The sequence below is a fragment of the Neobacillus sp. PS3-12 genome (assembly GCF_030915385.1).
Classification (GTDB): Bacteria; Bacillota; Bacilli; order Bacillales; family Cytobacillaceae; genus JAEVLT01.
Map to the genome: position 1 here is coordinate 3,819,587 of NZ_CP133268.1, position 24,299 is coordinate 3,843,885.

Below are 24,299 nucleotides of genomic sequence, written 5' to 3' on the forward strand. Positions count from 1 at the left end.
GAATTTATGAGCTATCGACAAAGATTATCATTATTTATTTTGCTTGATTCCTGTATCGTGTTAACGGCCATTTTCTTTAGTCGATTTTTAGTAAATGCATCATTCAATGTCATTACTTTACCAATCGTAGTAAGTTCCATTGTTCTCTTACTTAGTCACCATTCCTTTTCCTTCAAATTCCGACTCTATCAAAAGGCTTGGGAATATGCAAGCATAGGTGAATTAATGATTATTTTAAGAGTCGTCACCTTTTCTATTTTAATGGTAGGAATTATACAGCCTATCATTTTCCATCATACCTATTTTCGCCTCTTAGCCGTAACGTGGTTATTACATATTTTTTTAATAGGAGGATCTCGTTATTGTTGGAGAATGCTTAGAGGTGCTATTTTCGATAAGGCAAACAACAAAAAACGAACACTGATTATTGGGGCCGGTTCAGCAGGAATGATGGTGGCGAGGCAATTATCAAAAAGTAATGAAGCCGACCTGCTACCGGTTGCTTTTATTGATGATGATCCAAAAAAGCATAAGCTTGATATTCTTGGTATTCCGGTATTTGGTGGAGTTAGAGACATAAAGCAAGCTGTGGAAGAATTAGAGATAGACAATGTCATTATTGCGATCCCATCGCTCAGTAAACGCGAATTAAATAATATTTTTCAAGAATGTGCAAAAACAAATGCCAAAACGCAAATTTTGCCAATGCTAGAGGACTTAGTCACTGGGAAAATTTCAATAAAACAGTTCCGTGATGTTCAAGTTGAAGATTTACTAGGAAGAGAACCTATCAATTTAAATATTGATAGTATTTCCGAATATGTAACAAATAAAGTTGTCTTAGTTACAGGTGCAGGGGGTTCAATTGGATCGGAAATTTGCAGGCAAATTTCTACATTTAGGCCTAGTAAATTAGTTCTAGTTGGGCACGGAGAAAATAGTATTTATACGATCGAAATGGAGTTGAAAGAAAAGTTTAAGGATAAAGAAATTGAATTTGTTGCTGTTATTGCTGATTTACAAGATGCAAATAAAATGATGGCAGTAATGAATCGTTATCATCCGGATGTAGTTTACCATGCCGCAGCACATAAACATGTTCCTTTAATGGAAGGGAATCCGGAAGAAGCTGTGAAAAATAATTTGATTGGAACAATGAACGTAGCGAAAGCAGCGAGTTGGAGCAAGGTGAAAACGTTTGTCATGATTTCCACCGATAAAGCGGTTAATCCAACAAGTGTAATGGGGGCAACCAAAAGGCTTGCTGAAATGATGATTCAATACATGGATCAGAAAAGTGAAACGAAATTTGTTGCTGTTAGATTTGGAAATGTACTTGGCAGCAGGGGCAGTGTCATCCCACTATTTAAGAAACAGATTGAAAAAGGAGGCCCTGTTACAGTTACTCATCCAGATATGATTCGCTATTTCATGACAATTCCAGAGGCATCTAGGCTCGTTATTCAAGCTGGAGCTCTTGCTAAAGGGGGAGAAATCTTCGTTTTGGACATGGGGGATCCAGTTAAAATTGTTGATTTGGCGGAAAATTTAATTAAACTGTCAGGGAATACAGTAGAAGATATAGGGATTGAGTTTAGCGGTATAAGGCCTGGAGAAAAATTGTTTGAAGAATTACTCAATAAAGATGAAGTTCACGAACAGCAAATTTATCCTAAAATCTACGTTGGAAAAACGGCATCTCTCTTTTTAAAAGAAATTGAAGATATTATTGAAACCTATGAAAGCTTAAATAAAGAAGAGCTAAGGGAGAAACTAATTAATCTAGGCAATAAAAAGGCAGTTATTGACTCAAAACAAGTCGTTTCAGTATAACAAGAAATGGATGGATGATAATGATAACCAAAAGGATCCTTTTTTGTGCGACTGTTGATTTTCATTTTAGGGCCTTTCATTTACCATACTTAAAATGGTTAAAAGAACAAGGCTGGGAAGTTCATATTGCTGCATCGGGAAAACTTGACCTGCCCTATGTGGATAAGAAATATGATATTCCAATTCAACGGTCACCTCTCCATAAAGCAAATCTTTCGGCGTATAAACAGCTGAAAGAAATTATTCATAAAAATCAGTATAAAATCATTCACTGCCACACACCAATGGGCGGGGTACTGACAAGGTTAGCAGCAAAAAGAGTGCGGAAAAATGGAACGAAGGTCATCTATACGGCGCACGGATTTCACTTTTGTAAAGGAGTACCGTTTACTAACTGGCTGATTTACTATCCTATTGAGAAAGTATTGTCCAATTATACTGATACGTTAATAACTATAAATAAAGAAGATTATAAACTAGCGTTAAATCATCACTTCAAAGCTAAAAATATAGAACATGTTCATGGAGTGGGGGTAAATATTGAAAAATTTCATCCAGTTAATGCTATTCAAAAGAACCAGTTAAGAAAACAGTACGGATATAAGGATGACGAATTTTTAATGTTTTACGCAGCAGAATTTAATAAGAACAAGAACCAGCAATTGTTGATTCGTTCACTTGAATTGGTGAAGGCTCAAGTACCAAATGTGAAGTTGCTGCTTGCTGGTGAAGGTCCACTCTTAAGGGAGTGTCAGGAGCTTACTGCTCAATTAGGATTAGATAAGATGATTGATTTTCTGGGTTATCGAAATGACATTGACTCCTTACTGAAAATGTGTGATTGTGCTGTTGGATCCAGTATCCGCGAAGGACTTCCAGTTAATATTATGGAAGCGATGGCCTGCGGGTTGCCGGTGGTTGCAACTGATAACAGAGGACATCGTGAACTAGTTTTGGACCAAAAAAATGGGTGGGTGATTGCAAACCAAAACGTTTTAGAGTTTGCTGGTCGTCTTGTTTCATTAGCCCAAAACCGTGAATTGGGTGTAGAGTTGGGCTTAAACAGCCGAAATATTATTCTAGCAACCTATGGAGTTCAGCAAGTTTTAGGAGAAAAGTCGACGATCTATTTAAACTATATGAATGAAATGGAGGGTGTTTTGTGGACAGCCCATTGAGAATATTGCATGTTGTCGTCAATATGAACCGCGGCGGTGCAGAAACTTTAATTATGAATTTGTACCGAAATGTTGATAAAAGCAAGGTTCAATTTGATTTTTTGACATGTAAAGAAGGCGTGTTTGATGAGGAAATAAAAACGATGGGTGGTATTGTTCATAGAATTCCATACATATCAGATGTTGGACATTACAAATATGTAAAAACACTTGAACAATTTTTCTTCCGAAACAACCATTATAAAATCGTTCATTCACACTTGGATAAGATGAGTGGCTTTGTTCTTCGGGCAGCTAAAAAAGCTGGTATTCCTGTCCGTATCTCTCACAGCCATAATACAAGCAGTGAAGGAGGGATGCTTGCTCGTTCATATAAATGGTATGCGAGTAGATTTATCATACCTAACGCAACCAATTTATTTGCTTGCTCGAATGAGGCGGCCCAATGGTTATTTGATAAAAAATCAAACTCAACAAAAATCTTGAAGAATGGGATTGAGAGCAATCAATTTATCTTTACTTTAGAAACAAGGAACCAAGTGAGAAAGGAACTGGGAATTGATAACGGTTCATTTGTGCTTGGACATGTTGGAAGGTTTTATCATCAAAAAAATCATTCTTTTCTAATTGATGTGTTTAAGCAATATAGCCAAAAAAATAACCAAGCTGTTTTATTACTAGTCGGAGATGGTGTGTTAAGACCTGAGGTAGAAAAAAAGGTAAACGATTTGAATTTAAGTACAAAGGTGAAGTTCTTGGGTATTCGAGAAGATATTCATCGGGTCCTCCAAGCTTTCGATACTTTTGTTTTTCCATCATTACATGAAGGTCTGCCCGTCTCATTAATTGAAGCTCAAACTGCAGGACTACCTTGTCTTATTTCAGATACAGTTTCAAGAGAAGTTGATCTAGAACTTAACTTAGTTAACTTCCTATCTCTTAGTGATAAGAGCTACTGGATCAATCTTTTAACAGATATAGCTACTAGTCAGAAAACAAGATCATTGACTCCTGAAACATTATCTATACTTGGATATGACATTAGGGAAACTGCAAAATATATTGAAAACTACTACTTAAAAATATCAGGGTGAATGCCATGAAATTATTAACGGTTTTTACTCCAACTTTTAACCGTGCATACTGTTTGGAAAAATGCTATAAAAGTTTAGTTAACCAAACATGCCATGAATTTGTTTGGCTCATTATTGATGATGGATCAACTGATGAGACAAAAGAACTGGTTGAAAAGTGGAAGAAAGAACAGAAAATCGAAATAAACTATGTTTGGCAAGAGAATCAGGGAATGCATGGTGCACATAATACTGCTTATGAACAGATTGATACTGAGTTAAATGTATGTATTGATTCCGACGATTATATGCCAAAGGATGCTGTCGATAAAATAATTGCTTTTTGGAAGAAATATGGCAGTGATGGAGTCAGTGGAATTATAGGTGTTGACTCTTTTACTGATAATAAAATCATTGGAACCGAGCTACCTGAAGGCCTAAAACGTTCGACATTATTTGATCTCTATTATAAACATGGTGTTACGGGAGACAAGAAGCTTGTCTATCGCACAGAGTTAACGAAACAATTTCCTTATCCTATTTTCAAAAATGAAAAGTATGTTGGTTTAGCATACAAATATTATAAGCTTGATCAACAATATGAAATGCTGTTGATGAACGAGGTACTTTGTTGTGTAGATTACCTGCCTGATGGCTCTTCACAAAATATGTTAAAACAATACCGAAAAAATCCAAGGGGATTTGCATTCTATCGTAAGGAACTAATGAAATTGCCATTTGCAAAATTCTCATTTAAATATCGACAAGCCATTCATTATGTTTCCAGTAGTTTAATGATAAGTAATCCAAGGTTTTTACAGGAAACGCCTGATAAAGGTCTCACAATATTAGCTATTCCATTTGGCATTTTATTATATTTTTATATAACTACAAAAACAAGGACCGCTTAAAAACTTTTATTATTAGTTCTTTGAGAGGAATGAACAGATGACTGTCCTATGGATCAATCTTGCCATAGTTTTTATTTTATCTTTTTTTTCAAGATACTTTGCCACTGCTACAGCGATAGGAACGTTCTCATATCCTAAAATAAGGCCTAACAAACTATTAGTGTTACTTGTTATGTTAACTTTTATAACTGTATCGGGCCTTAGGTCAGGTATTGGAGATACCTATTTCTATAAACATATATATGAAATGAATGATTTTTCCTGGCAATTTATTTTTTCCCAGAAAGACATTGGGTTTGGGATTTTTCAAAGGTATTTGAAAAAATATTGTTCAAGTGATCCACAAATTTTAATCCTAACAACTGCAATCATCACGAATGTACTCATTATTAGTGTTTTATATAAATATTCGAGACTTTTTGAACTAAGTATATATGTTTATATTACTGGTGGAGAGTTTCTAGTTACTATGAATGGCATGAGACAATGTTTGGCAGCAGCAATCATCTTTGCAGCTACAAAGTTTATCATTGATGGTAATTGTAAAGGTTATATATTAGTGGTGCTGTTTGCTTCGACTTTTCATGAGAGTGCACTTATTTTAATACCAATTTATTTTTTAGTTCGAACTAAAGCTTGGTCTAAAAACACTTTTCTACTTTTATTCTTATCCATTGTCATTGCTTTAGGATTTGATAAGTTTTCCTCAGTCTTATTTTCAGCGATTAAAGACACACAGTATAGTGTTTATCAAAATTCGCAGGAGGGTGGGGCAAATATAATCAGGGTGCTTGTAGATGGAATACCGATTGCAATTTCTTATTTTGGAAGGGAAAAGCTTAGAAGAATTTTCCCAATTAGTGATATATTTGTGAATATGTCCATTATTGGATTTGTCTTCATGGTTATATCTACCAGGAACTGGATTTTTGCAAGATTTGATATATATTTTAACCTTTATCAATTAATATTAATATCGTGGATTATTAAGGTTTTTAGAGATAAGGATCAGAAAGTAATTTATTATCTTATCCTAGTTTGCTATCTTGGTTACTACTTTTACGAAGACGTTATTGCTTTAGGTATCATCTATAAAAGTGCTTATTTTAAATTATAGGAAAGGGGTGATTAAGACATGGTGAAAAGGGTTTTACATATTGTTAGTACAATGGACCGAGGCGGTGCGGAAACTTTAATTATGAATATCTATAGAAATATAGATAGAAAGAAAATTCAATTCAATTTCATTACTCATACACCTATGAAATGTGATTTTGAAGACGAAATCATCGCATTGGGCGGTAGGATTTTTAAAATACCGAGTCTTGGACAATTGGGCCCTTTTTCGTATGTAAGAGATTTAATGAAGATCATGTCAGCACATTCTTATGAAGCCGTGCATATTCATACTGATTTCCAAGGTGGGTTCCCTGCTTTAGCTGCAAAATTAAGTGGAATTAAAATTAGAATTTGTCATTCGCATAGTAATAGCTGGCCTCGTGGGAATCAATTTATGGATCGAACTGCCCTAAAAATTTTTCAGACACTCATTAAAATTTCTTCCACTAGATTTTGTAGCTGCAGTTCTGAGGCTGCAGAATTTTTATTTGGAAAGCGCAGTTTCGAATCCTCTAAAGTAAAAATTCTGAACAATGGTATTGATTTAACGCAATTTGAAAATATCCAAGAAAATAGAAATGAAATTTTAAGAGAATTGGATATACCTGTAGGGGCAAAAATAATTGGTCACGTTGGAAGATTTTCAACTTCCAAGAATCAAACCTTCATTTTAAAGGTTCTTAAAAAGCTTTTAGAGAAAGATAAACGAGTTTTTGCTTTATTGGTTGGAGATGGCCCATTAAAGCAACAAATTGAAGAAGAAGCTTTGAAACTTGGCATCGTTGATCATATCCGCTTTTTAGGAGTAAGAAGTGATATTCCAAGGCTTATGAGACATTTTGATGTTTTTTTATTCCCATCATTATTTGAAGGATTTGGAATTGTCACAATAGAGGCTCAAAGCTCAGGTACTCCATGTATTATGTCAGATATGGTTCCAAGAAGCACCGATATGGGATTAGGATTAGTAACATATCTGAGCCTGGATGAAAGTATTGATGTTTGGGGTAATAAATTGCTTGATGCATTTAAAGTAGAACGACCAAATAAACAATTAGTTTTTGAAGCCATTTCTAAAAATGGCTTTAGTATTAAAAGTACCATTAACGATTGGTTAGAGTTATATGGAGCAAGTTGAAAAAGAAGAGGGTTTATAAGATGAAGAAGAAGATATTAATTACCTCTTTTGATTTAGCAATTGGAGGGGTGGAAAGAAGTTTAATAGGTTTGCTTAACCAAATTGATTATCAAAGATTTGATGTTGATTTAGTATTATTTAAGCACGAGGGTGAGTTCCTTCCTTATTTACCATCTGGCCCAAATTTGCTGCCTGAAATACCAGAGTACACAACCTTTAGGAAATCGATTGGGCAGATTGCAAGAGAAGGGTATTATCGTATCGGATTATTCCGTCTCATGGCAAAGTATATTAGCTTGTTCCATGGAAGAATGAAACACATAAATGAGCCGGGATACCTAAATATTCAATATGGATGGGAATTCACAAATTCTTTTCTTCCAAAATTAAATAATGAGTACGATGCGGCCATCGGTTTTCTGTGGCCGCATTATTTTATTGGAGAGAAGGTAAAGGCAAAGAAGAAAATCGGCTGGATTCATACGGATTACTCCAATATCGATATTAACAAAAAAGTGGAAGCAAAGATGTGGGGAAAAGTAGATAAAATCGTAGCTGTTTCTGAAGATTGTTCAAAAACATTTTTGAATATTTTTCCTGATTTTAGAAATAAAACAACGGTTATTGAAAATATTCTTTCACCCGAATTTATAAGAGAACAAGCCATGATGGATAATCCAATTGATCTAAATAAAACTTCTGGGAAGACGATCCTGTTAACCGTTGGAAGACTAACTCCAGCAAAGGGGCTAGATGATGCTGTAAGAGCTTGTAAAGAGCTGGTGGAAAAGGGATATGATATTGCCTGGTATGTTGTTGGATACGGTCCACTTGAAAATGATTTGAAAAAAATAATAAAGGAATTGGGGATGCAAAGTCATTTCTTTTTATTAGGAAAGAAAACAAACCCATATCCATTCATCAAGCAATGTGATATTTACGTTCAGCCATCAAGATATGAGGGTAAGGCGGTAACTATTCGTGAAGCCCAAATTCTTGGAAAACCAGTAGTTATAACCAATTTTCCTACTGCTAAAAGTCAAGCGGTTGATGGATTCGATGCGATTATCACTCCTCAAAATATTGAGGGGATTGTAAAGGGGATTCAAAACGTAATCGATAATCCTGGACTCAGAGAGAGGTTAATTTCAAATGTATGTTCAAAGGATTATGGGAATGAAAGCGAGATTAATAAATTATACAGCTTAATTGAGGCTTAATTAAAGAAAGGTGGTGCTTCTAAATGGCAATACTAGTGACTGGAGGGGCTGGCTACATTGGAAGTCATACTTGTGTTGAACTATTAAATGCAGGTTATGAGATTGTTGTATTAGACAATTTTCTAAATAGTAAACCGGAATCTCTAAATCGAATTGAAACAATTACCGGTCGAAATTTTAAATTCTATGAAGTTGACTTGTTAGACAGGGAAAATGTTATTCAAGTATTTATTGAGAATGAGATAGAAGCGGTAATACACTTCGCAGGCCTTAAAGCGGTTGGTGAATCAGTGAGAATGCCGTTAAATTATTACTATAATAACATTACAAGTACGGTCATTCTATGTGAAGTAATGAAAACGCACAACGTTAAAAAAATGGTCTTTAGTTCATCTGCGACTGTATATGGTATGCCAGAACAGGTACCGATTTCAGAAGAAGCTCCGCTTTATACCTTGAATCCTTATGGACGAACGAAATTAATGATTGAAGAGATATTACGTGACCTTTATGCTTCGGATCCGACATGGAGTATTGCTTTGTTACGTTATTTTAATCCGGTTGGGGCACACGAGAGTGGATTAATTGGAGAAGACCCAAACGGAATTCCCAATAATCTTATGCCCTACATTACCCAGGTGGCGGTTGGTAAATTAATGGAGCTTAATGTCTTTGGGAATAACTACCCAACACAAGATGGCACAGGTGTCCGTGATTATATTCATGTTGTCGATTTGGCTCTGGGGCATTTACGTGCGCTTGAAAAGATTTCATCCTCAACTGGCATTGACGCTTTTAATCTCGGTACGGGACAGGGATACAGTGTACTAGAAATGGTTTCTGCGTTTGAAAAGGCATCAAGGGTAAATATTCCATACAAAATAGTAGAAGCTAGAGCGGGTGATGCGGCAATCTGTTATGCTGATCCTTTAAAGGCAAAACAGAAATTAGGCTGGCAGGCAAAGAAGAACATTGATGAAATGTGTGAAGATGCGTGGCGATGGCAGAAACAGAATCCAAATGGTTATGAAAAGAACATAAGAGGTCCTCACTATTCAGATAGTGAGGATTTTTTAGTAGAAATTTAATGTTTAGTGGGGTATGAAAAATGAAGATTTCAGAAACACTGACTCAAGAAAAATTTCAAGAGATTCTCCTTCATGCTTTTTTAAAAGGTGAAAAATCAGAAAATATAAAAGTTTCCGAATTAATAGAGGAAATAAAACAACAAGTATTGGTGTCAAATCAATGAAACGAATGTTTGATTTATTTGTTTCATTCATTTTATTAGTCTGTACCTCTCCACTTATTTTGTTGGTTGCACTGGCAGTAAGAAAAAAATTGGGGACGCCGGTACTTTTTAAACAGCAGCGGCCCGGATTAGATGGAAAGCCTTTTTACCTTTATAAATTTAGGACGATGACGGATCAAAAGGATCAAAATGGGAATCTGTTACCAGACCATATCCGGCTTACTAACTTTGGAAAACAGTTGAGAAAATATAGCTTAGACGAACTGCCGCAGCTTCTTAATGTACTAAAAGGAGACATTAGTTTGGTTGGCCCAAGGCCGTTATTAATGGAATATTTGCCACTTTACACAAGGGAACAATTTAGACGGCATCACGTTAAACCTGGGATTACCGGTTGGGCTCAGATTAATGGGCGTAATGCGATCTTGTGGGAGGAAAAATTTAAGTTGGATGTTTGGTATGTCGACAATTATTCCTTTTTGCTAGATTTAAAGATTATGTTTTTTACTATCGTTAAAGTAGTCAGATCAGAAGGAATCAATCAACGGGAGAGGCAACAACCGAAAGTTTTAAGGGGAATAGTCAACTTTCACGGGGAGGACATGGATGAAATTCGTGATTATCGGTCATGGGGGTCATAGTAAAGTTATTAGTGATTTGGTGTTAGCAAGTAAGGAAAATGATATTGTTGCGTATTTGGATGATAAATTTAAAGAATTTAAAATGCAAGGAAACCTATTTTACGGTCCAATTGTGTCAGTGAAAAAAATGATTGAATATTTTAGTGATTTGCAAATTATTATTGCAATTGGAAACAATTTAACAAGAAAAAGGATTGTACGAAAATTGAATTTACCTGAAGAAATGTATGGAACATTGGTCCATGCATCCGCTGTAGTCAGCCCTAGTGCCTCAATTGGGAGTGGTACGGTAATCATGCCTCATGCTGTGGTGAATGCTGATGCCCAAATTGGCAAGCATGCCATTATTAATACAGGTTCAGTAGTGGAACATGATTGTAAAATAGAAGACTTTGTGCATATTTCTCCACATGCCTCCCTGACAGGTGGAGTACAAATAAAAGAAGGGGCAAGTGTTGGTTCCGGTGCGGCTATTATACCGAACTCTATTGTCGGAGAATGGTCTGTGATCGGAGCGGGAGCAACTGTAATATCCGATATACCATCACATTCTACTGCTGTTGGAACTCCAGCAAAGGTGAAAAACAAAATGGAGGTGAACTAATTTGTTAAAGATAGAGAATAAATCGAGGATTTTTCTCTCTTCCCCACATATGAGTGGGAATGAACAAAAATATATTAATGATGCATTCGAAACAAATTGGATTGCCCCGCTTGGTCCTAATGTAGACCAGTTTGAAAAAGAATTAGCCCGCTATGTAGGAGTCAATGAAGCCGTAGCTGTTAGCTCAGGAACAGCTGCCATTCATTTGGCTCTTTCTTTATTAAAAGTGAACAAAGGGGATAAAGTATTTTGTTCGTCCTTTACGTTTATCGCAAGTGCCAACCCAATCATCTATCAAGGAGCTGAACCAATTTTTATTGATTCCGAGCCTGAAACATGGAATATGTCACCGCAAGCACTGGAAAGAGCCTTTCAAGATGCTGTAAAAGAAGGGCAGTTGCCTAAAGCTGTGATTGTGGTCAATCTATATGGTCAGAGCGCCAAAATGGATGAGATCCTGGCTATTTGCGCACATTATGATGTTCCAATTATTGAAGATGCTGCTGAATCGTTGGGTTCTCTTTATAAAGGGAAACCAAGCGGTACTTTTGGAAAATTTGGGGTTTATTCTTTTAATGGAAATAAAATCATTACTACTTCCGGCGGTGGGATGCTTGTTTCAAATGAAGTTGAGTCACTGCATAAAGCCCGCTTTTTAGCAACGCAAGCTCGTGATCAGGCTCCTCATTATCAGCATAGCGAGCTCGGTTACAATTATCGATTGAGTAATATCTTGGCTGGCATTGGAAGAGCCCAATTAGAAATACTGGAGGAGCGTGTGGTAGCAAGAAGAAGGATTTTCGAACGCTATTACGAAGAGTTAGCACATTTACCTGGAATAACCTTCATGCCTGAATTAGAACAAACCAGATCAAATCGTTGGTTAACCGCACTTACCATTGATGAAAAAGCCGCTGGTGTTTCTGTTCAGCAGTTATTAGAAGCGTTAATAGCTGATAATATAGAAGCGCGTCCTGGTTGGAAGCCGCTTCATTTACAGCCAGTATTTTCAGGGATGAAATATTATTCACATCATAATAAGCAAAGTATATCTGAACAACTATTTACCAATGGAATTTGCTTACCATCAGGATCCAATATGAATGAGGAGGATCAATTGAGAGTGCTAAATTGTATCAAGGAATTATTTAAACAAAATAGATTAAAGAATTAAAGATATAAAAAAGGGGGAATCGAGGTATCGAGTAAATGTTAGGTAGAAATATATATAAAATTAGAAAGCAAAGAGGCTTTTCATTAACAGAGCTTGCTGAACGGGCGAAAATTTCAAAATCTTATTTAAGTAATATTGAACGAGATATAAATAAGAATCCTTCTATTGAAGTAATTAAAAGAATTGCCATTGTTTTAGATAGCGATTTAAAAGCCTTGATTAACACAGATGTATTAGAAGAAAATCAAAAAAATCCTGATAAAGAATGGATAGAATTAGCCAAGGAATTACAAAATTCAGGAATTGCAAAAGAACAAATTCCAGACTATAAAATGTTGCTTGAATTTATTAAGTGGCAGAATCTGAAAGAATCAGAAGGTAAATAAGTCCTTGGCATTTTTGGGTTCTGTATAAGGGTAGGACGATATCATTGAATAAAGTAGTAAGTATTGTTGTTCCGATTTATAGGGTGGAAAAATATCTAAGACGTTGTTTACAAAGTATCCTTCAACAAACATATAAACAACTAGAGATTATTTTGGTTGATGATGGATCTCCTGATGATTGTGGAAAGATGGCTGAAGAATTTGCAAGAAAAGATAACCGTATAAAAGTTTTCCATAAGGAAAACGGAGGATTGTCAGATGCAAGAAATTACGGAATGAAATATGTAACTGGCGATTATACAATTTTTGTTGATAGTGATGATTGGCTAGCAGCAAATATGGTCGAGCAGATGATGAATGTTAGTGAAGAGTATCAGGCGGACATTGTTCAAACTGCATTTTATTATGCTTACGATGAATATTTGCTTTTTGATAATCGTTATTATGCAAAAGATGATTACCCTATTGTCCTCGATCAAACACTGATGTGCGAATTAGTAAAAAACGAAAAAGTAAAGAACTTTGCATGGGGGAAACTTTATAAGACATCAATCATCCGGAACATCCCTTTTAGAAAAGGAGTCTTGTTTGAAGATGTTTTTTGGGCTCATACGGTGATGCATAAAGTGAATAAATTGGTGCTGTTAACACAACCATTATATTATTATTTTCAACGCTCCGACAGCATTGTTGCTACATATACACCAAGAAATTTAGACATACTAAAAGGTCTTAAAGAAAGACATCAATTTATTGAAACCTTTTATAAAGAACTAGTGAATGAATCTTATAGAGTTATCCTAGAGACAAGTTTGATTCACTACAATTTGCTGTTGCTAAATCGAAAACAGGATTTAGATGGTAAATATAAAAGAGAGATATGGAAATATATTAATAAGAACTATCAAAATTTGAAAATGGCTGTAGAAAGTGAGCATTCACTTAGAAACCAATTAACTTTGTTTACCATACATCCTTCTCTGAATATAGGATATCTCTTTCTGAAAAAAATATTAAGAAAGTTTTATATAGTTCCCCGACCGATTGGACTGGAAAAGGTAGACTATAGAGCGAAAAGTGACTTTTGAACGTCGGTTTTTAATAGGTAGTCTATTAGCTTCCCGAAAAGGGGAGCTTTTATTATGGAAACAAAGAAACGGAGATTAAAATGAATCAGGTCATAAAAAAATATGTATGTTGCGCAATAATCTATATTTTTAACTTGCTGCCAATAAAGAAAAATAAGATTTTCTTGTTTAGCTATTATGGAAGTCAGTATGGCTGCAATCCTAAATATATAACAGAATTTATAGTGAAAAAATGTCCAAAAGAACAATTTGATATAGTCTGGACTTTTAATGATCCTAATTCTAAGGATTATCTTACAGGAGTAAGGAAAGTAAAGACAATGTCGTTACGGTACTTCTATAAGCTATGTACATCCAAAGTTATTATAACTAATTTTAGAACAACAGATTTATTCATTAAAAGGAAGGACCAATATTACATTCAAACATGGCATAGTTCGTTAAGATTGAAGCAAATTGAAAAAGATGCGGAAGATGCTTTACCACAGAGTTATGTTCAAATGGCCCAAAAAGATTCAATAAAGTGTGACCTATTATTATCGGGCTGCAAATTTAGTACCGATATTTTTAAACGTGCGTTTTGGTATGATGGCCCTATTTTTGAACATGGAACACCAAGAAATGATTTTCTTTTCAAAATAGACCAAAGTCAACGACGTGAAATTCTAAAGAAATTAAAAATTTCTGATCATTATAAGATTGCATTATATGCCCCTACATTTAGAAAAGGTAATAACATGGATGTTTATAATCTTGATTATGATAGACTTCTAGATTCTTTAAATAGAAAATTTGGTGGTGAATGGAGATTTTTGGTCAAGTTGCATCCTCATTTAATTTCCAAATCAAGACAATTATTGAAGGGTAATCATGTCATAGATGCCACTCAATATGATGATATTCAGGAGTTATTGGGAGTTGCCGATTTTTTAATTTCAGATTATTCTTCCCTGATGTTTGATTATGCAATAACCAAAAGACCATGTTTTCTTTATGTACCGGATTTAAATGAATATATAAGTAACGATAGAGAATTATATTTCAATGTTAAAGAACTCCCCTTTGTTTCTACTTATTCTAATGATGACTTTTGTACGAAAATAGAGAATTTCAATGAAAAAAGATACAAGGATCGATTGGAAGAATTTTTAAACAGTATTGGTACATTTGAAGATGGAACTGCTTGTGTAAGTTTGTTAAATTTAATCAATCAAATTTGTTTTAGTAAGAAAGGAAGTATTGTGTATGAAGCCGTATAAAATTGGTTATACAACAGGGGTTTTTGATTTGTTCCATATTGGCCATTTGAACATTTTGAAAAGAGCAAAGGAACAATGTAATTTTCTAATTGTTGGGGTAAGCACAGATGAGTTAGTCATGAATTATAAAAAAAAGAGCCCTGTGGTTCCATTTGAGGAAAGAAAAGCTATTGTTGAAGGAATTAGATATGTTGATATGGTTATCCCGCAAACTAATAGAGATAAATTTTCAGCCTGGGAAAAGGTTAGTTTTGACGTTATGTTCGTAGGTGATGATTGGAAAGGAAATCCTTTGTTTAATGAAGTAGAAAAAGATTTTAATAAGATTGGTGTTGAGATTGTTTACTTTCCGTATACAAAAGGGATCTCAACAACTGAATTAAAATACAAAATCAAATCTAAGGAAACGGTCATATAAAGTGAAACCGGAAATAAGTATTATTGTGCCTGTTCATAATGTTGAAAAGTATCTAGATGACTGTATTAATAGTATTCTCGATCAATCTTATAACAATTTTGAAGTAATACTAGTGAATGATGGGTCGACTGATCAGAGTGGGAATATCTGTGACTTTTACGATCAAAAAGATAAAAGGGTGAGAGTTGTTCACCAGGAGTATGGTGGAGTAAGTTCAGCGCGGAATGTTGGGGTTTGCATTTCCCAAGGTGCTTATATAGGTTTTGTCGACGGGGATGACCGAATTGATAAAGACATGTATAAAAATTTATATACACTATGTACAAACAAAAATAGTGATATAGCTATTTGTAAATTAGGAAGAGAAGTTGATGGGAAAATAATTAACAAGGATGATATAGAGTTTCTAAAAGAAATGGATAATATCGAGGGAATGAGGGAACTTTTTAAAGGGGTTTTATATCGTTTTTCCCTCTGTAATAAACTGTTTAAAAAAAGCTGCTTTGAATATGTGGAATTTCCTGAAGGTAGAATTCACGAAGATTTATCAACTACTTATAAACTTTTTTCAAAAGCAAAAAAAGTGATCTACACAAATTATATTGGTTACTTTTACGTTAAAAGAGCATACAGTATTCTAACTTCCAAATACAATGAAAAGAGGTTAGATGCATTTTTAGGCTGGGATGAAATTTTGCAATTTATGAATAATCAATATCCGAATTTATCTGGAGATTTCATACCATGTTTTGTTTATAGCTGTATTGATCATGTTTATTACATCTTAAATCAAATTGAAAACAAAGAAGAAAAACATAGGCATTTAACAAGTATTAAATTTTATGTTAATAAACATCACAAAAAAATCCTTAACTGTAAAAATTATCCCAGAAAATATAAATATTTAATATTTATAATTCAGTATAATATTAGAATATTAATGTTAATAGATAAATTTAAAAGACATCAAGGAGATAAACTTTCTTCCAATTAACAATTGATCTTTAAACAAAAACTTAAATTAATGGAGTAGCCTGAAATGAAAAAAAGCGTATTATTTGTTATAGATTCACTGGAATGTGCTGGTGCAGAGAAGAGTTTGGTAACTTTACTTTCTCTCATCGATTATTCCTGTTATTCCGTTGACTTAATGTTATTTGGACATGGTGGAGTTCTTGAAGAATTAGTTCCTAAAGAGGTAAATATATTAAAACCTTTAAAATACGCTGAATTTGCTAAACTAAGTTTTCTCAGAGCTTTAACATATTCAGTAAGCCATTTAAACTATAAGATGTTCGCTTCAAGAATCCATTATTCAGTAGGAATACGTAAAAATAAATGTAGTAATCCACAAAAAGCAGGGATTTACTGGAGAAGTGTTTCGAGAGTTATTGAAAAGAATCCTAAAACTTATGATGTGGCAATTAGTTATGCCCAGGGTATACCAACATTCTATGTGGCAGAAAAGGTTAAATCTAAGAAAAAGATTGCTTGGGTAAACGTTAGTTATAGATTGGATCAATTTGAACGCGAATTTCAAAGACAATTCTATGATCAGTATGATAAGATTGTCGCTGTGTCCGATTCAACAAGGAATATTTTTCTCGAGTCCTTTCCCCAATATAATAAAAGAATGAAAGTTATATACGATATCAACAATCCAAGGCTAATTATCGACATGGCTTATTTGGGTAATGGGTATGAGGACCAATTTAATGGGGTTAGAATTTTAACTATTGGCAGGTTGGCTTACCAGAAAGGTTATGATTTTGCTTTAGAGGCATGCAAAAAGTTAAAGGATAAAAATATTAATTTTAGATGGTATGCTCTAGGTAAAGGCCCTTTACAAAAAGAAATTGAAGATTATATTAATCAAAATGGGTTATCGGAACATTTTGTGTTGTTGGGAGTTAAATCTAATCCATATCCGTACATTAAACAGGCCGATATTTATGTTCAGCCTTCAAGGTTTGAAGGATTTGGAATAGCGATTGCTGAAGCAAGAATGCTCGACATTCCTGTTGTAACAACTAGATTTGATGCCGTTTATAATCAAATGGTTCATGGGAAGAATGGCCTTATTGTTGATATGAACGCAGAAGCAATTACTGATGGAATTCTACAATTACTAGAAGATAGTTCTCTAAAAGATGAAATTACTAAATACTTGAAAGCAGAGAAAAAAGGTAATATAGAGGAAATTGACAAAGTCTATGAATTGTTAGGATAGACGAAAGTGAGTAAAAATATGAAGACTAAAATAATTTTTATGTTAATTAATATGAATGTTGGTGGTACCGAAAAAGCTTTACTTAACATGATATCCGAAATGCCAAAAGAAAAATTTGACATCACTATTCTTCTGTTGGAGGATTACGGAGGGTTCCGAGGCTCAATTCCAAATCATGTTAATGTTGAATATTTACGAGGATACAATCAAATAAAAAATATAATCAATGAACCTCTTCATACAATTGCCTTCAATTTCCTTAAATCAAGAAATTTAATTAAATCCTTAACTTTCATGTATTTTTACTTAATTACTAAAATTATGAATGAAAGAAGTCCACTTTTTAAATATGTTTTGAAGGATTTCCATTTTGATAAAAAAGATTATGATATTGCTGTAGCTTATGCAGGCCCAATGGATTTAATAAGCTATTTTGTTTTGCACAAGATAAAAGCTAAAGAGAAAATTCAATGGATCCATTTCGATATAACAAAAATAGGTTTTAATAAGAGTTTTGCTAAAAGTAATTATAAGAAATTTGATAGGATTTTTGTAGTATCAGAAGAGGCGAAAAAAAAATTAACAAAGGTTGTACCATCGATAGCACCAAAAACTGGTCTATTTTTAAATATTGTGTCTCCAAAAACAATTTATGAGCAAGCAAAAAAAGGGCAGGGGTTTAAGGATGAATTTAATGGTGTAAGGATTTTAACTGTAGGTAGATTAGCTCAAGAAAAAGGACAAGATTTAGCAATACTTGCATGTAAAACACTAATTAACGATGATTATGACATTAAATGGTACTGTCTTGGGGATGGTAACATGAGAAGAGAGTATGAAAAATTAATCTCTTATAATAACTTGGAGGATAAATTTATTTTTTTAGGTGCAGATCCAAATCCATATCATTATATAGAACAATGTGACATATATGTTCAACCATCTAGATATGAAGGTTACTGTTTAACTATTTTGGAAGCAAAATATTTTAATAAACCCATTATAGCAACTAATGTAAATGGGGTGAGGGAACAAATTAAAGATGGTGAGACTGGAATAATTGTAAATATCAATGAAAATGAAATATATTTAGCATTGAAAAGATTAATTAATAATAAAGACCTAAGACATAAATTAACCTACAACTTAATAAAAGAAGATAAGCAACAATATAATTCTTTACCATCTAACTTTAAATAGTAAGAGTTACTAAGTCCCAATTTTTTATATTAGGATTTTAAAAAGTGTATGTAATAGCTTTTGGTATTATTGCAATAAACAAAAAGTATAAAATTAAATTGAAAAGGTTATAAAAATATGAGAGCAAAAAATTCGGTAAAAAATATATCCATGGGTATATTTACACAGGTTGTCATTGCATTATTGGGATTTTTATCAAGAAAGGTTTTTTTAGATAGTTTAGGGGCACAATATCTAGGGATTAACAGTTTGCTGGATAATGTACTATCGCTACTTGCTTTGGTTGAAAGTGGAATAGGAACTGGAATTGTATACAGTCTTTATAAACCTTTAGCGGAAAATGATAGACCAAAGATAAGTGCTCTTGTAAATTTATATAAAAAAGCCTACAAAGTTATTGCCTTTATTGTTTTCATCTTAAGTTTTATTTTATATCCATTTTTAGGAAACTTAATGAAAGATAGTGGTCATGTACCTTATTTAACCGCAGCTTACTTTATTTTTGTAGCCAAAAATATGACCTACTACTTGAATGCTCATAAGGTATCTTTAATTAATGCAGATCAAAAAGGATATGTATTAGACAGACTTAATGTTATTTTTCAAGTGTTAATAACAATAACTAAAATAATAGTCCTAATTCTAACAAAGAATTACATACTTTACTTGATAATAGAATTAATTATTTTTATTTTACAGAATATCGTAAATGGTAAAATAGTAAACAAAAGATATCCTTATTTAAAAGAAAAACTATCCTATAATCTTAGGAAAGAGGAAAAAGAAAGTTTAATCAAGAATGTAAAGGCTTTATTCTTGCATAATATTGGAGCATATGCTGTTATGGGAACTGATAATTTAGTAATTTCCGCCTTTGTCGGGGTTACTACAGTTGGTCTTTACTCTAATTATTCAATGATAATAGGTCAATTAGCTGTTTTAGTATCTCCGTTTTTATCAGGAATTGGGTCTAGTGTAGGAAATCTAATTGTAAAGGAAAATAGTGAAAATACTTATAAGGTGTTCAAAGTATCCTATTTGATAAATTTTTGGATTTATTCTGTTTGTGTTATTTTTTTATATAATTTATTGGAGCCTTTTATAGATTGGTGGCTGGGAAAAAGGTATTTGTTAGATTCACTTACATTTGTTGTACTGCTAATTAATTTTTACATTGCTGGTTTAAGAATATCAATTTTTACATTTAAAATAAAAGGTGGAATATTTGTTGAAGATAAATATATGCCTTTAATAGAAGCTACTATAAATTTAGTAGCTTCTATTATTTTAGTAAAAACCATTGGTTTAGCAGGTGTATTTTTCGGTACCACTATAAGCACAATATTAACAGTATTTTGGAATAATCCACGGTTGGTATTTAAAAAAATATTTAAATTACCTGTTTGGCTTTATTTTAAAAAGTATCTATTTTATGCTATTTTAACGTTAATTTCTGGTTATTTTACAACGGAAATTTGTGTTTATATATCAAGTTTGAATGTAGAAAGTAGTCTTATGTTATTAATCTTAAAGGGGCTAATTTGTATAATTATTCCAAGTATTATTTATGCAGCTATTTTCTATAGAAGTGAAGAGTTTAAGTATATAAAGAGTCTTTTTAAAATTGTTATTTTTGGGATAAGGGATAAAACAAGGAAAAACGATGATAAAATAAAAAATTTAGGATGAATATATAATTTGTAATAATAAATTATGAAGTAATTAATGTATCAAGAGAATTAAAAAATAATTTTTAATTATTAGGGTGATAGCATTGGGCTTGAAAAAAGTTGTAAATCTGTATGATTTGTTGAAAAAAAACTATTTCCAGTGGAGATATTGGTCAAATACCTATAGGGGTATGAAAGTGCATCTGAATATGGAGCTAAATAAAGAAAAAACGACTATTAAAACTCCTGGAATTGCTTTTTCCTTTGATGATAGCTTTAGAATAAAACATTGGCATACTTATGGGAAACAGTTATTTGGTTTTTATGATGTAAAAGTTACCTTTAACATTAATGCTTTTCACCATTTTGAAAATCAAAGAGAACATTCTCAGGAAGAAATTGATATGCTATTGGAATTGCAATCAGATGGTCATGAAATTGCCCATCATGGTTATAGGCATAAAAAAGCTGATAGTTATTTAGAAGCGTATGGGCTTAGAAAATGGGTTGAAGACGAAATTGAATCATTATTTAGGTGGATGAATAAACAAAAACATTCGATTACAAATGAAAGATTTAAAAAATCCGTTTCTTTTGCATTTCCCCATTTTGTATTTAATCATAATAATCTTTTAGTATTAAAGCAAAAATATTATAAAGTTGTTAGATGTCACCTGAATAATACTAATTTAACCCCCTTTGATTACTCAGGTTTAGCACCTTCAATTTGTTTAGATGGTTATTACGGATGCAATTTATTTTTTTTAAAAAGGATACTTAGACTTGTTAAAAAGTCTGGTGATAATTTAATTCTTACATGCCACTCAGTTTTGCCTAAAGAGGTTAACTGGCAGGATTTCGGATGGGGAAAAGAAGCAGAAAAGTCTGGTGAATGGAGAATATCACCTAAAACTATTCAGAAAATTATATTTGAAGCAAGAAAATTAGGACTGGAATTTTATACAACATCTGAAATTGCTGGAGTAGCAACTTTTATTGATCAAAATTTTGAAAAATGTATAAGAGATGAATTAAACATTGCTTCTTCGGAGTGGCTATCAATATCTGAATTAAGTTCAATGAATAAATTAGATTTAAGTAACAAAGAAATTAGTAATATAGATGGAATTCAATATTTTACTAATCTAAAGGAGATTGATTTAAGCAATAATAAAATATCCGATTTGAGATTACTAGGAAAACTCAAAAATCTTAATCGGGTAAATGTGGAAAATAATCCGGTTAAAGTACGCTAAGAGAAGCTTCAAATTTAATTGTGTGTTGATCTTTTAGTGTGTAAAAGATAATTTTGAAGTAAAGTGCACATTAAAGAAATATATTGTGGATTAAAAATGTGAGAAAGGAATTACTTATGACTAATGTTAGTGTGGTTGTTCCAGTTTACAATGCTGGAAAAAGGCTAAACAAATGTATTACCTCTATACTTAATCAGAATTACAGAGAATTTGAATTAATATTGGTTAATGATGGTTCTACAGATAATAGCCTTGATATATGTAAAAAGTATGAAAGAAAAGACAATAGAATTAAGGTAATTAATAAGAAAAATGAAGGAAGTATATTAACTAGAAGAAAAGGCGTTGAGAGTGCAATCTCTAATTATATTATGTTCGTTGATGCTGATGATTGGATAGATGAAAGGACCATAGAAATCTTATACAATGAAGCACTAGAAAGTAAAGCAGAAGTAACTGTATGCAATATTTACAAGGTAATTGGAAATAGTGCATTCATAAAACGTGAAAATATAAATAAATATTTTAATGGTAATAAAATTTATCAGGAAGAAGAAATAAAAAACCACTTAGTAACTGCATATTTTCACGGACATCCCTTCCCATCATCACTATGTGCAAAGCTGTATAGGAAAGAGCTTTTAAATTCTAGTGGGAAGTACCTTGATAGGATAAAGTTCTTAGGGGATGATCTTTTTTATAATATTGAGATTTTACTAAAAGCAAACAGAGTAAAAGTAATTAATAAGCCTTTGTATTTTTACAGGCATGGAGGGTTTACAAGTAAGTTTATGCCTTATCTATTTGAAGATATGATCAATGGCTATCTTATTCAAAAGGAACTAATTAATGAATATTTTAGTGAAACCAAACAAAAACAATATAATGGAATAAGCATAATGTTATTAAATACATTTAAGACCTGCTTAAATAATCTATTTAAAAATAATCTCGGACAAAGCCAAATTAAAGAATTAATATGTACCTATATTTCTAATCCAATAGTTCTGGAATGCTTAGATAACAAGGGGGTAATTAAATATTTCCCTGCAGATTATTTAGAAGCAATAAGAAATAAAAATATAGATTATCTCTATAATCTGGGTAAGGCCTTATATAAAAAGTCTCTACATAGGAAAATCTTTTTAATTGTAGCAAGCAAGTTATCAATTATTTAGAGATTTCTTCGAATGAGAATCACTATGAATTATTTGTGATAAAGCTATCTTATATTTAAAGGGGATCAATAATTGAAAAAAAAGCTACTAATAGTAACAGATGTAATGACGACTGGCGGAGTTGAAAAAGTAATTGTAAATACATTAAAAGGACTTGATTACTCGAAATTTGAAGTAACTCTTTTTATAATGTATAAATTAAATGGTGAAAACTTTAATTTAAAAGCTATACCGGAAAGAGTAAGTATACAATATTTGTTCGATCGCCCGGTTAAAGGAAAATATCAAAAAATATTGTATCGAATATTTATGCTTTTTCCCAAGATAGTTAATAAGATAGTTTTTAATGGGGATTTTGACATCATTGTAACAACTAAAGATGTTTTTTCTTATCCTATAAGTAAAAGTAGAAGTTTTAAAATTATGTGGATCCATGGAGGTTTAGAACATCTCGAAACTGAATTACCTACGATAGCTGTTCGATTTAAAAGATGGATTCAAAGAGGAAAGTATAGAAAATTCGATAATATATTATTACTAACAAACGATGCAAAAAGTAGATTCGATAATAAATATAACTTAGCAACAAAAACAAGGGTTTTGTATAATCCTATTAATCATGATGAAATAATTAGCTTGTCCCAAAAAAACTTGACAGATTTGGAATTTAAAAAAGGAATTAATATAATTTGTTCTTGTAGGTTAAGTGTTGAAAAAGGAGTTCTTAGGTTAATCTATGCTTGTAGTAGGTTATTAAAGGAAAATTATGATTTCAATCTAATTATTATTGGCGATGGCCCAGAAAGAGAAAAAATTGAAAATGCTATCTTAAGTAATGATATTGGTGAAAAAGTTACACTCTTGGGTTTTAAAAAAAACCCTTATAAATATATGGATAAATGTGATATATACGTTTCTCCTTCATATACCGAAGGGTTTTCTTTGTCCATTGTCGAAGCAGTTATTCTAGGATTACCTGTTATTAGCACGAATTGTAACGGACCGAAAGAAATTTTAAAAAATGGAGAATACGGTATGTTAGTGGAAAACAGTGAAAGTGGCATTTATAGAGGGATAAAAGATATGTTAGATTCTCCAAAATTAATTGAATACTATGGTAACAAAAGCCAAGAGAGAAAAGTGTTTTTCAGCTATGAAAAAAATATAAGACTATTCGAAAAAGCTATTTCAGGAAAATAACATAATATTTTTTGTAACAGATTTCTTCAAGAAATCTAAGTTACCCTTGTATCAAAATGGACAGGCAACAAGTTTAAGTTGTGAAGTTTAATATTATATTTTATTACAAAGGTTAAAAAATTAAATAAAAAAATTCTCCTTTCTTAAAATGATAGACATTTGTAAAAACTAAAAATCTAATAATTCGTTCTTTGGATATTGATACAAAATAAAATTTGCTAAAGCCTTGATACTATTTGAGGTGGGGAACATACTTGTTTGTCTAGACACT

23 protein-coding genes are annotated in these 24,299 nt (G+C 32.5%); all 23 read left to right on the top strand.

The features are described 5' to 3' along the window. Positions 1-6: 6 nt before the first annotated feature. The 23 genes from RCG17_RS19390 (at position 7) to RCG17_RS19500 (ending at position 24,028) form a co-directional block, all read left to right on the top strand. Positions 7-1,833, top strand: coding sequence for a polysaccharide biosynthesis protein (locus RCG17_RS19390; RefSeq protein ID WP_308171724.1), 1,827 nt, complete (start codon positions 7-9; stop codon positions 1,831-1,833). Positions 1,834-1,853: 20 nt separating this feature from the next. After that, positions 1,854-3,011 (top strand): glycosyltransferase family 4 protein, encoded by a 1,158-nt coding sequence (locus RCG17_RS19395; RefSeq protein ID WP_308171725.1) that lies wholly within the window; start codon positions 1,854-1,856, stop codon positions 3,009-3,011. Beyond that, a complete protein-coding gene (locus tag RCG17_RS19400; protein WP_308171726.1) occupies positions 2,996-4,105 on the top strand; it encodes a glycosyltransferase family 1 protein in 1,110 nt (369 codons plus the stop codon). The genes RCG17_RS19395 and RCG17_RS19400 overlap by 16 nt, the downstream gene beginning before the upstream one ends. A 5-nt stretch (positions 4,106-4,110) precedes the next feature. Beyond that, positions 4,111-4,995 carry a glycosyltransferase family 2 protein gene (locus tag RCG17_RS19405; RefSeq protein ID WP_308171727.1) on the top strand — a complete coding sequence of 295 codons (885 nt, stop codon included), beginning with the start codon at positions 4,111-4,113 and terminating at the stop codon, positions 4,993-4,995. A gap of 37 nt (positions 4,996-5,032) precedes the next feature. Beyond that, positions 5,033-6,112, top strand: coding sequence for an EpsG family protein (locus RCG17_RS19410; protein ID WP_308171728.1), 1,080 nt, complete (start codon positions 5,033-5,035; stop codon positions 6,110-6,112). 18 nt (positions 6,113-6,130) lie between these two features. Next, a complete protein-coding gene (locus RCG17_RS19415) occupies positions 6,131-7,252 on the top strand; it encodes a glycosyltransferase family 1 protein (RefSeq protein WP_308171729.1) in 1,122 nt (373 codons plus the stop codon). A 20-nt stretch (positions 7,253-7,272) separates the two neighbouring features. Further along, complete coding sequence (locus tag RCG17_RS19420; RefSeq protein ID WP_308171730.1) at positions 7,273-8,472, top strand: glycosyltransferase; 1,200 nt, start codon at positions 7,273-7,275, stop codon at positions 8,470-8,472. A 23-nt stretch (positions 8,473-8,495) separates the two neighbouring features. Further along, complete coding sequence (galE, locus tag RCG17_RS19425) at positions 8,496-9,560, top strand: UDP-glucose 4-epimerase GalE (RefSeq protein WP_308171731.1); 1,065 nt, start codon at positions 8,496-8,498, stop codon at positions 9,558-9,560. 20 nt (positions 9,561-9,580) lie between these two features. Then, positions 9,581-9,724 (top strand): YwzD family small protein, encoded by a 144-nt coding sequence (locus RCG17_RS19430; protein WP_308171732.1) that lies wholly within the window; start codon positions 9,581-9,583, stop codon positions 9,722-9,724. Continuing rightward, positions 9,721-10,365, top strand: a complete 645-nt coding sequence (locus RCG17_RS19435) for a sugar transferase (protein WP_308171733.1) — start codon at positions 9,721-9,723, stop codon at positions 10,363-10,365. Before RCG17_RS19430 ends, RCG17_RS19435 begins: the two co-directional genes overlap by 4 nt. Then, a complete protein-coding gene (locus RCG17_RS19440) occupies positions 10,331-10,969 on the top strand; it encodes an acetyltransferase (RefSeq protein WP_308171734.1) in 639 nt (212 codons plus the stop codon). The genes RCG17_RS19435 and RCG17_RS19440 overlap by 35 nt, the downstream gene beginning before the upstream one ends. Before the next feature lie 49 nt (positions 10,970-11,018). After that, positions 11,019-12,143, top strand: a complete 1,125-nt coding sequence (locus RCG17_RS19445; RefSeq protein ID WP_374120972.1) for a DegT/DnrJ/EryC1/StrS family aminotransferase — start codon at positions 11,019-11,021, stop codon at positions 12,141-12,143. Positions 12,144-12,178: 35 nt separating this feature from the next. Further along, positions 12,179-12,529 (top strand): helix-turn-helix domain-containing protein, encoded by a 351-nt coding sequence (locus RCG17_RS19450; RefSeq protein ID WP_308171736.1) that lies wholly within the window; start codon positions 12,179-12,181, stop codon positions 12,527-12,529. Between the two features lie 44 nt (positions 12,530-12,573). Next, a complete protein-coding gene (locus RCG17_RS19455; protein WP_308171737.1) occupies positions 12,574-13,617 on the top strand; it encodes a glycosyltransferase family 2 protein in 1,044 nt (347 codons plus the stop codon). An 80-nt stretch (positions 13,618-13,697) separates the two neighbouring features. Next, on the top strand, positions 13,698-14,876 hold the full coding sequence (locus tag RCG17_RS19460; RefSeq protein ID WP_308171738.1) for a CDP-glycerol glycerophosphotransferase family protein: 1,179 nt from the start codon (positions 13,698-13,700) through the stop codon (positions 14,874-14,876). Next, positions 14,863-15,294, top strand: coding sequence for an FAD synthase family protein (locus tag RCG17_RS19465; RefSeq protein ID WP_308171739.1), 432 nt, complete (start codon positions 14,863-14,865; stop codon positions 15,292-15,294). The genes RCG17_RS19460 and RCG17_RS19465 overlap by 14 nt, the downstream gene beginning before the upstream one ends. A 1-nt stretch (position 15,295) precedes the next feature. Next, the gene (locus RCG17_RS19470; protein WP_308171740.1) at positions 15,296-16,288 is read left to right on the top strand and encodes a glycosyltransferase; all 993 of its coding nucleotides are present in this window, start codon (positions 15,296-15,298) and stop codon (positions 16,286-16,288) included. A 45-nt stretch (positions 16,289-16,333) separates the two neighbouring features. After that, positions 16,334-17,524, top strand: coding sequence for a glycosyltransferase (locus RCG17_RS19475; protein ID WP_308171741.1), 1,191 nt, complete (start codon positions 16,334-16,336; stop codon positions 17,522-17,524). Between the two features lie 6 nt (positions 17,525-17,530). Then, positions 17,531-18,724, top strand: coding sequence for a glycosyltransferase (locus RCG17_RS19480; protein WP_308171742.1), 1,194 nt, complete (start codon positions 17,531-17,533; stop codon positions 18,722-18,724). Between the two features lie 117 nt (positions 18,725-18,841). Next, on the top strand, positions 18,842-20,413 hold the full coding sequence (locus tag RCG17_RS19485; RefSeq protein ID WP_308171743.1) for a lipopolysaccharide biosynthesis protein: 1,572 nt from the start codon (positions 18,842-18,844) through the stop codon (positions 20,411-20,413). Between the two features lie 85 nt (positions 20,414-20,498). After that, a complete protein-coding gene (locus RCG17_RS19490; protein WP_308171744.1) occupies positions 20,499-21,650 on the top strand; it encodes a DUF2334 domain-containing protein in 1,152 nt (383 codons plus the stop codon). 98 nt (positions 21,651-21,748) lie between these two features. Further along, the gene (locus RCG17_RS19495) at positions 21,749-22,828 is read left to right on the top strand and encodes a glycosyltransferase family 2 protein (protein ID WP_308171745.1); all 1,080 of its coding nucleotides are present in this window, start codon (positions 21,749-21,751) and stop codon (positions 22,826-22,828) included. Positions 22,829-22,900: 72 nt separating this feature from the next. Then, positions 22,901-24,028 (top strand): glycosyltransferase, encoded by a 1,128-nt coding sequence (locus RCG17_RS19500; RefSeq protein ID WP_308171746.1) that lies wholly within the window; start codon positions 22,901-22,903, stop codon positions 24,026-24,028. The last annotated feature ends 271 nt before the right edge of the window (positions 24,029-24,299 follow it).

What these genes read in the sequence shown, in the direction of transcription:
- RCG17_RS19390 (WP_308171724.1), top strand. Translation starts at nt 7, where the DNA reads ATGAGCTATCGACAAAGATTATCATTATTTATTTTGCTTGATTCCTGT.
- RCG17_RS19395 (WP_308171725.1), top strand. Translation starts at nt 1,854, where the DNA reads ATGATAACCAAAAGGATCCTTTTTTGTGCGACTGTTGATTTTCATTTT.
- RCG17_RS19405 (WP_308171727.1), top strand. Translation starts at nt 4,111, where the DNA reads ATGAAATTATTAACGGTTTTTACTCCAACTTTTAACCGTGCATACTGT.
- RCG17_RS19410 (WP_308171728.1), top strand. Translation starts at nt 5,033, where the DNA reads ATGACTGTCCTATGGATCAATCTTGCCATAGTTTTTATTTTATCTTTT.
- RCG17_RS19415 (WP_308171729.1), top strand. Translation starts at nt 6,131, where the DNA reads ATGGTGAAAAGGGTTTTACATATTGTTAGTACAATGGACCGAGGCGGT.
- RCG17_RS19420 (WP_308171730.1), top strand. Translation starts at nt 7,273, where the DNA reads ATGAAGAAGAAGATATTAATTACCTCTTTTGATTTAGCAATTGGAGGG.
- galE (WP_308171731.1), top strand. Translation starts at nt 8,496, where the DNA reads ATGGCAATACTAGTGACTGGAGGGGCTGGCTACATTGGAAGTCATACT.
- RCG17_RS19430 (WP_308171732.1), top strand. Translation starts at nt 9,581, where the DNA reads ATGAAGATTTCAGAAACACTGACTCAAGAAAAATTTCAAGAGATTCTC.
- RCG17_RS19435 (WP_308171733.1), top strand. Translation starts at nt 9,721, where the DNA reads ATGAAACGAATGTTTGATTTATTTGTTTCATTCATTTTATTAGTCTGT.
- RCG17_RS19440 (WP_308171734.1), top strand. Translation starts at nt 10,331, where the DNA reads ATGAAATTCGTGATTATCGGTCATGGGGGTCATAGTAAAGTTATTAGT.
- RCG17_RS19445 (WP_374120972.1), top strand. Translation starts at nt 11,019, where the DNA reads ATGAGTGGGAATGAACAAAAATATATTAATGATGCATTCGAAACAAAT.
- RCG17_RS19450 (WP_308171736.1), top strand. Translation starts at nt 12,179, where the DNA reads ATGTTAGGTAGAAATATATATAAAATTAGAAAGCAAAGAGGCTTTTCA.
- RCG17_RS19460 (WP_308171738.1), top strand. Translation starts at nt 13,698, where the DNA reads ATGAATCAGGTCATAAAAAAATATGTATGTTGCGCAATAATCTATATT.
- RCG17_RS19465 (WP_308171739.1), top strand. Translation starts at nt 14,863, where the DNA reads ATGAAGCCGTATAAAATTGGTTATACAACAGGGGTTTTTGATTTGTTC.
- RCG17_RS19475 (WP_308171741.1), top strand. Translation starts at nt 16,334, where the DNA reads ATGAAAAAAAGCGTATTATTTGTTATAGATTCACTGGAATGTGCTGGT.
- RCG17_RS19485 (WP_308171743.1), top strand. Translation starts at nt 18,842, where the DNA reads ATGAGAGCAAAAAATTCGGTAAAAAATATATCCATGGGTATATTTACA.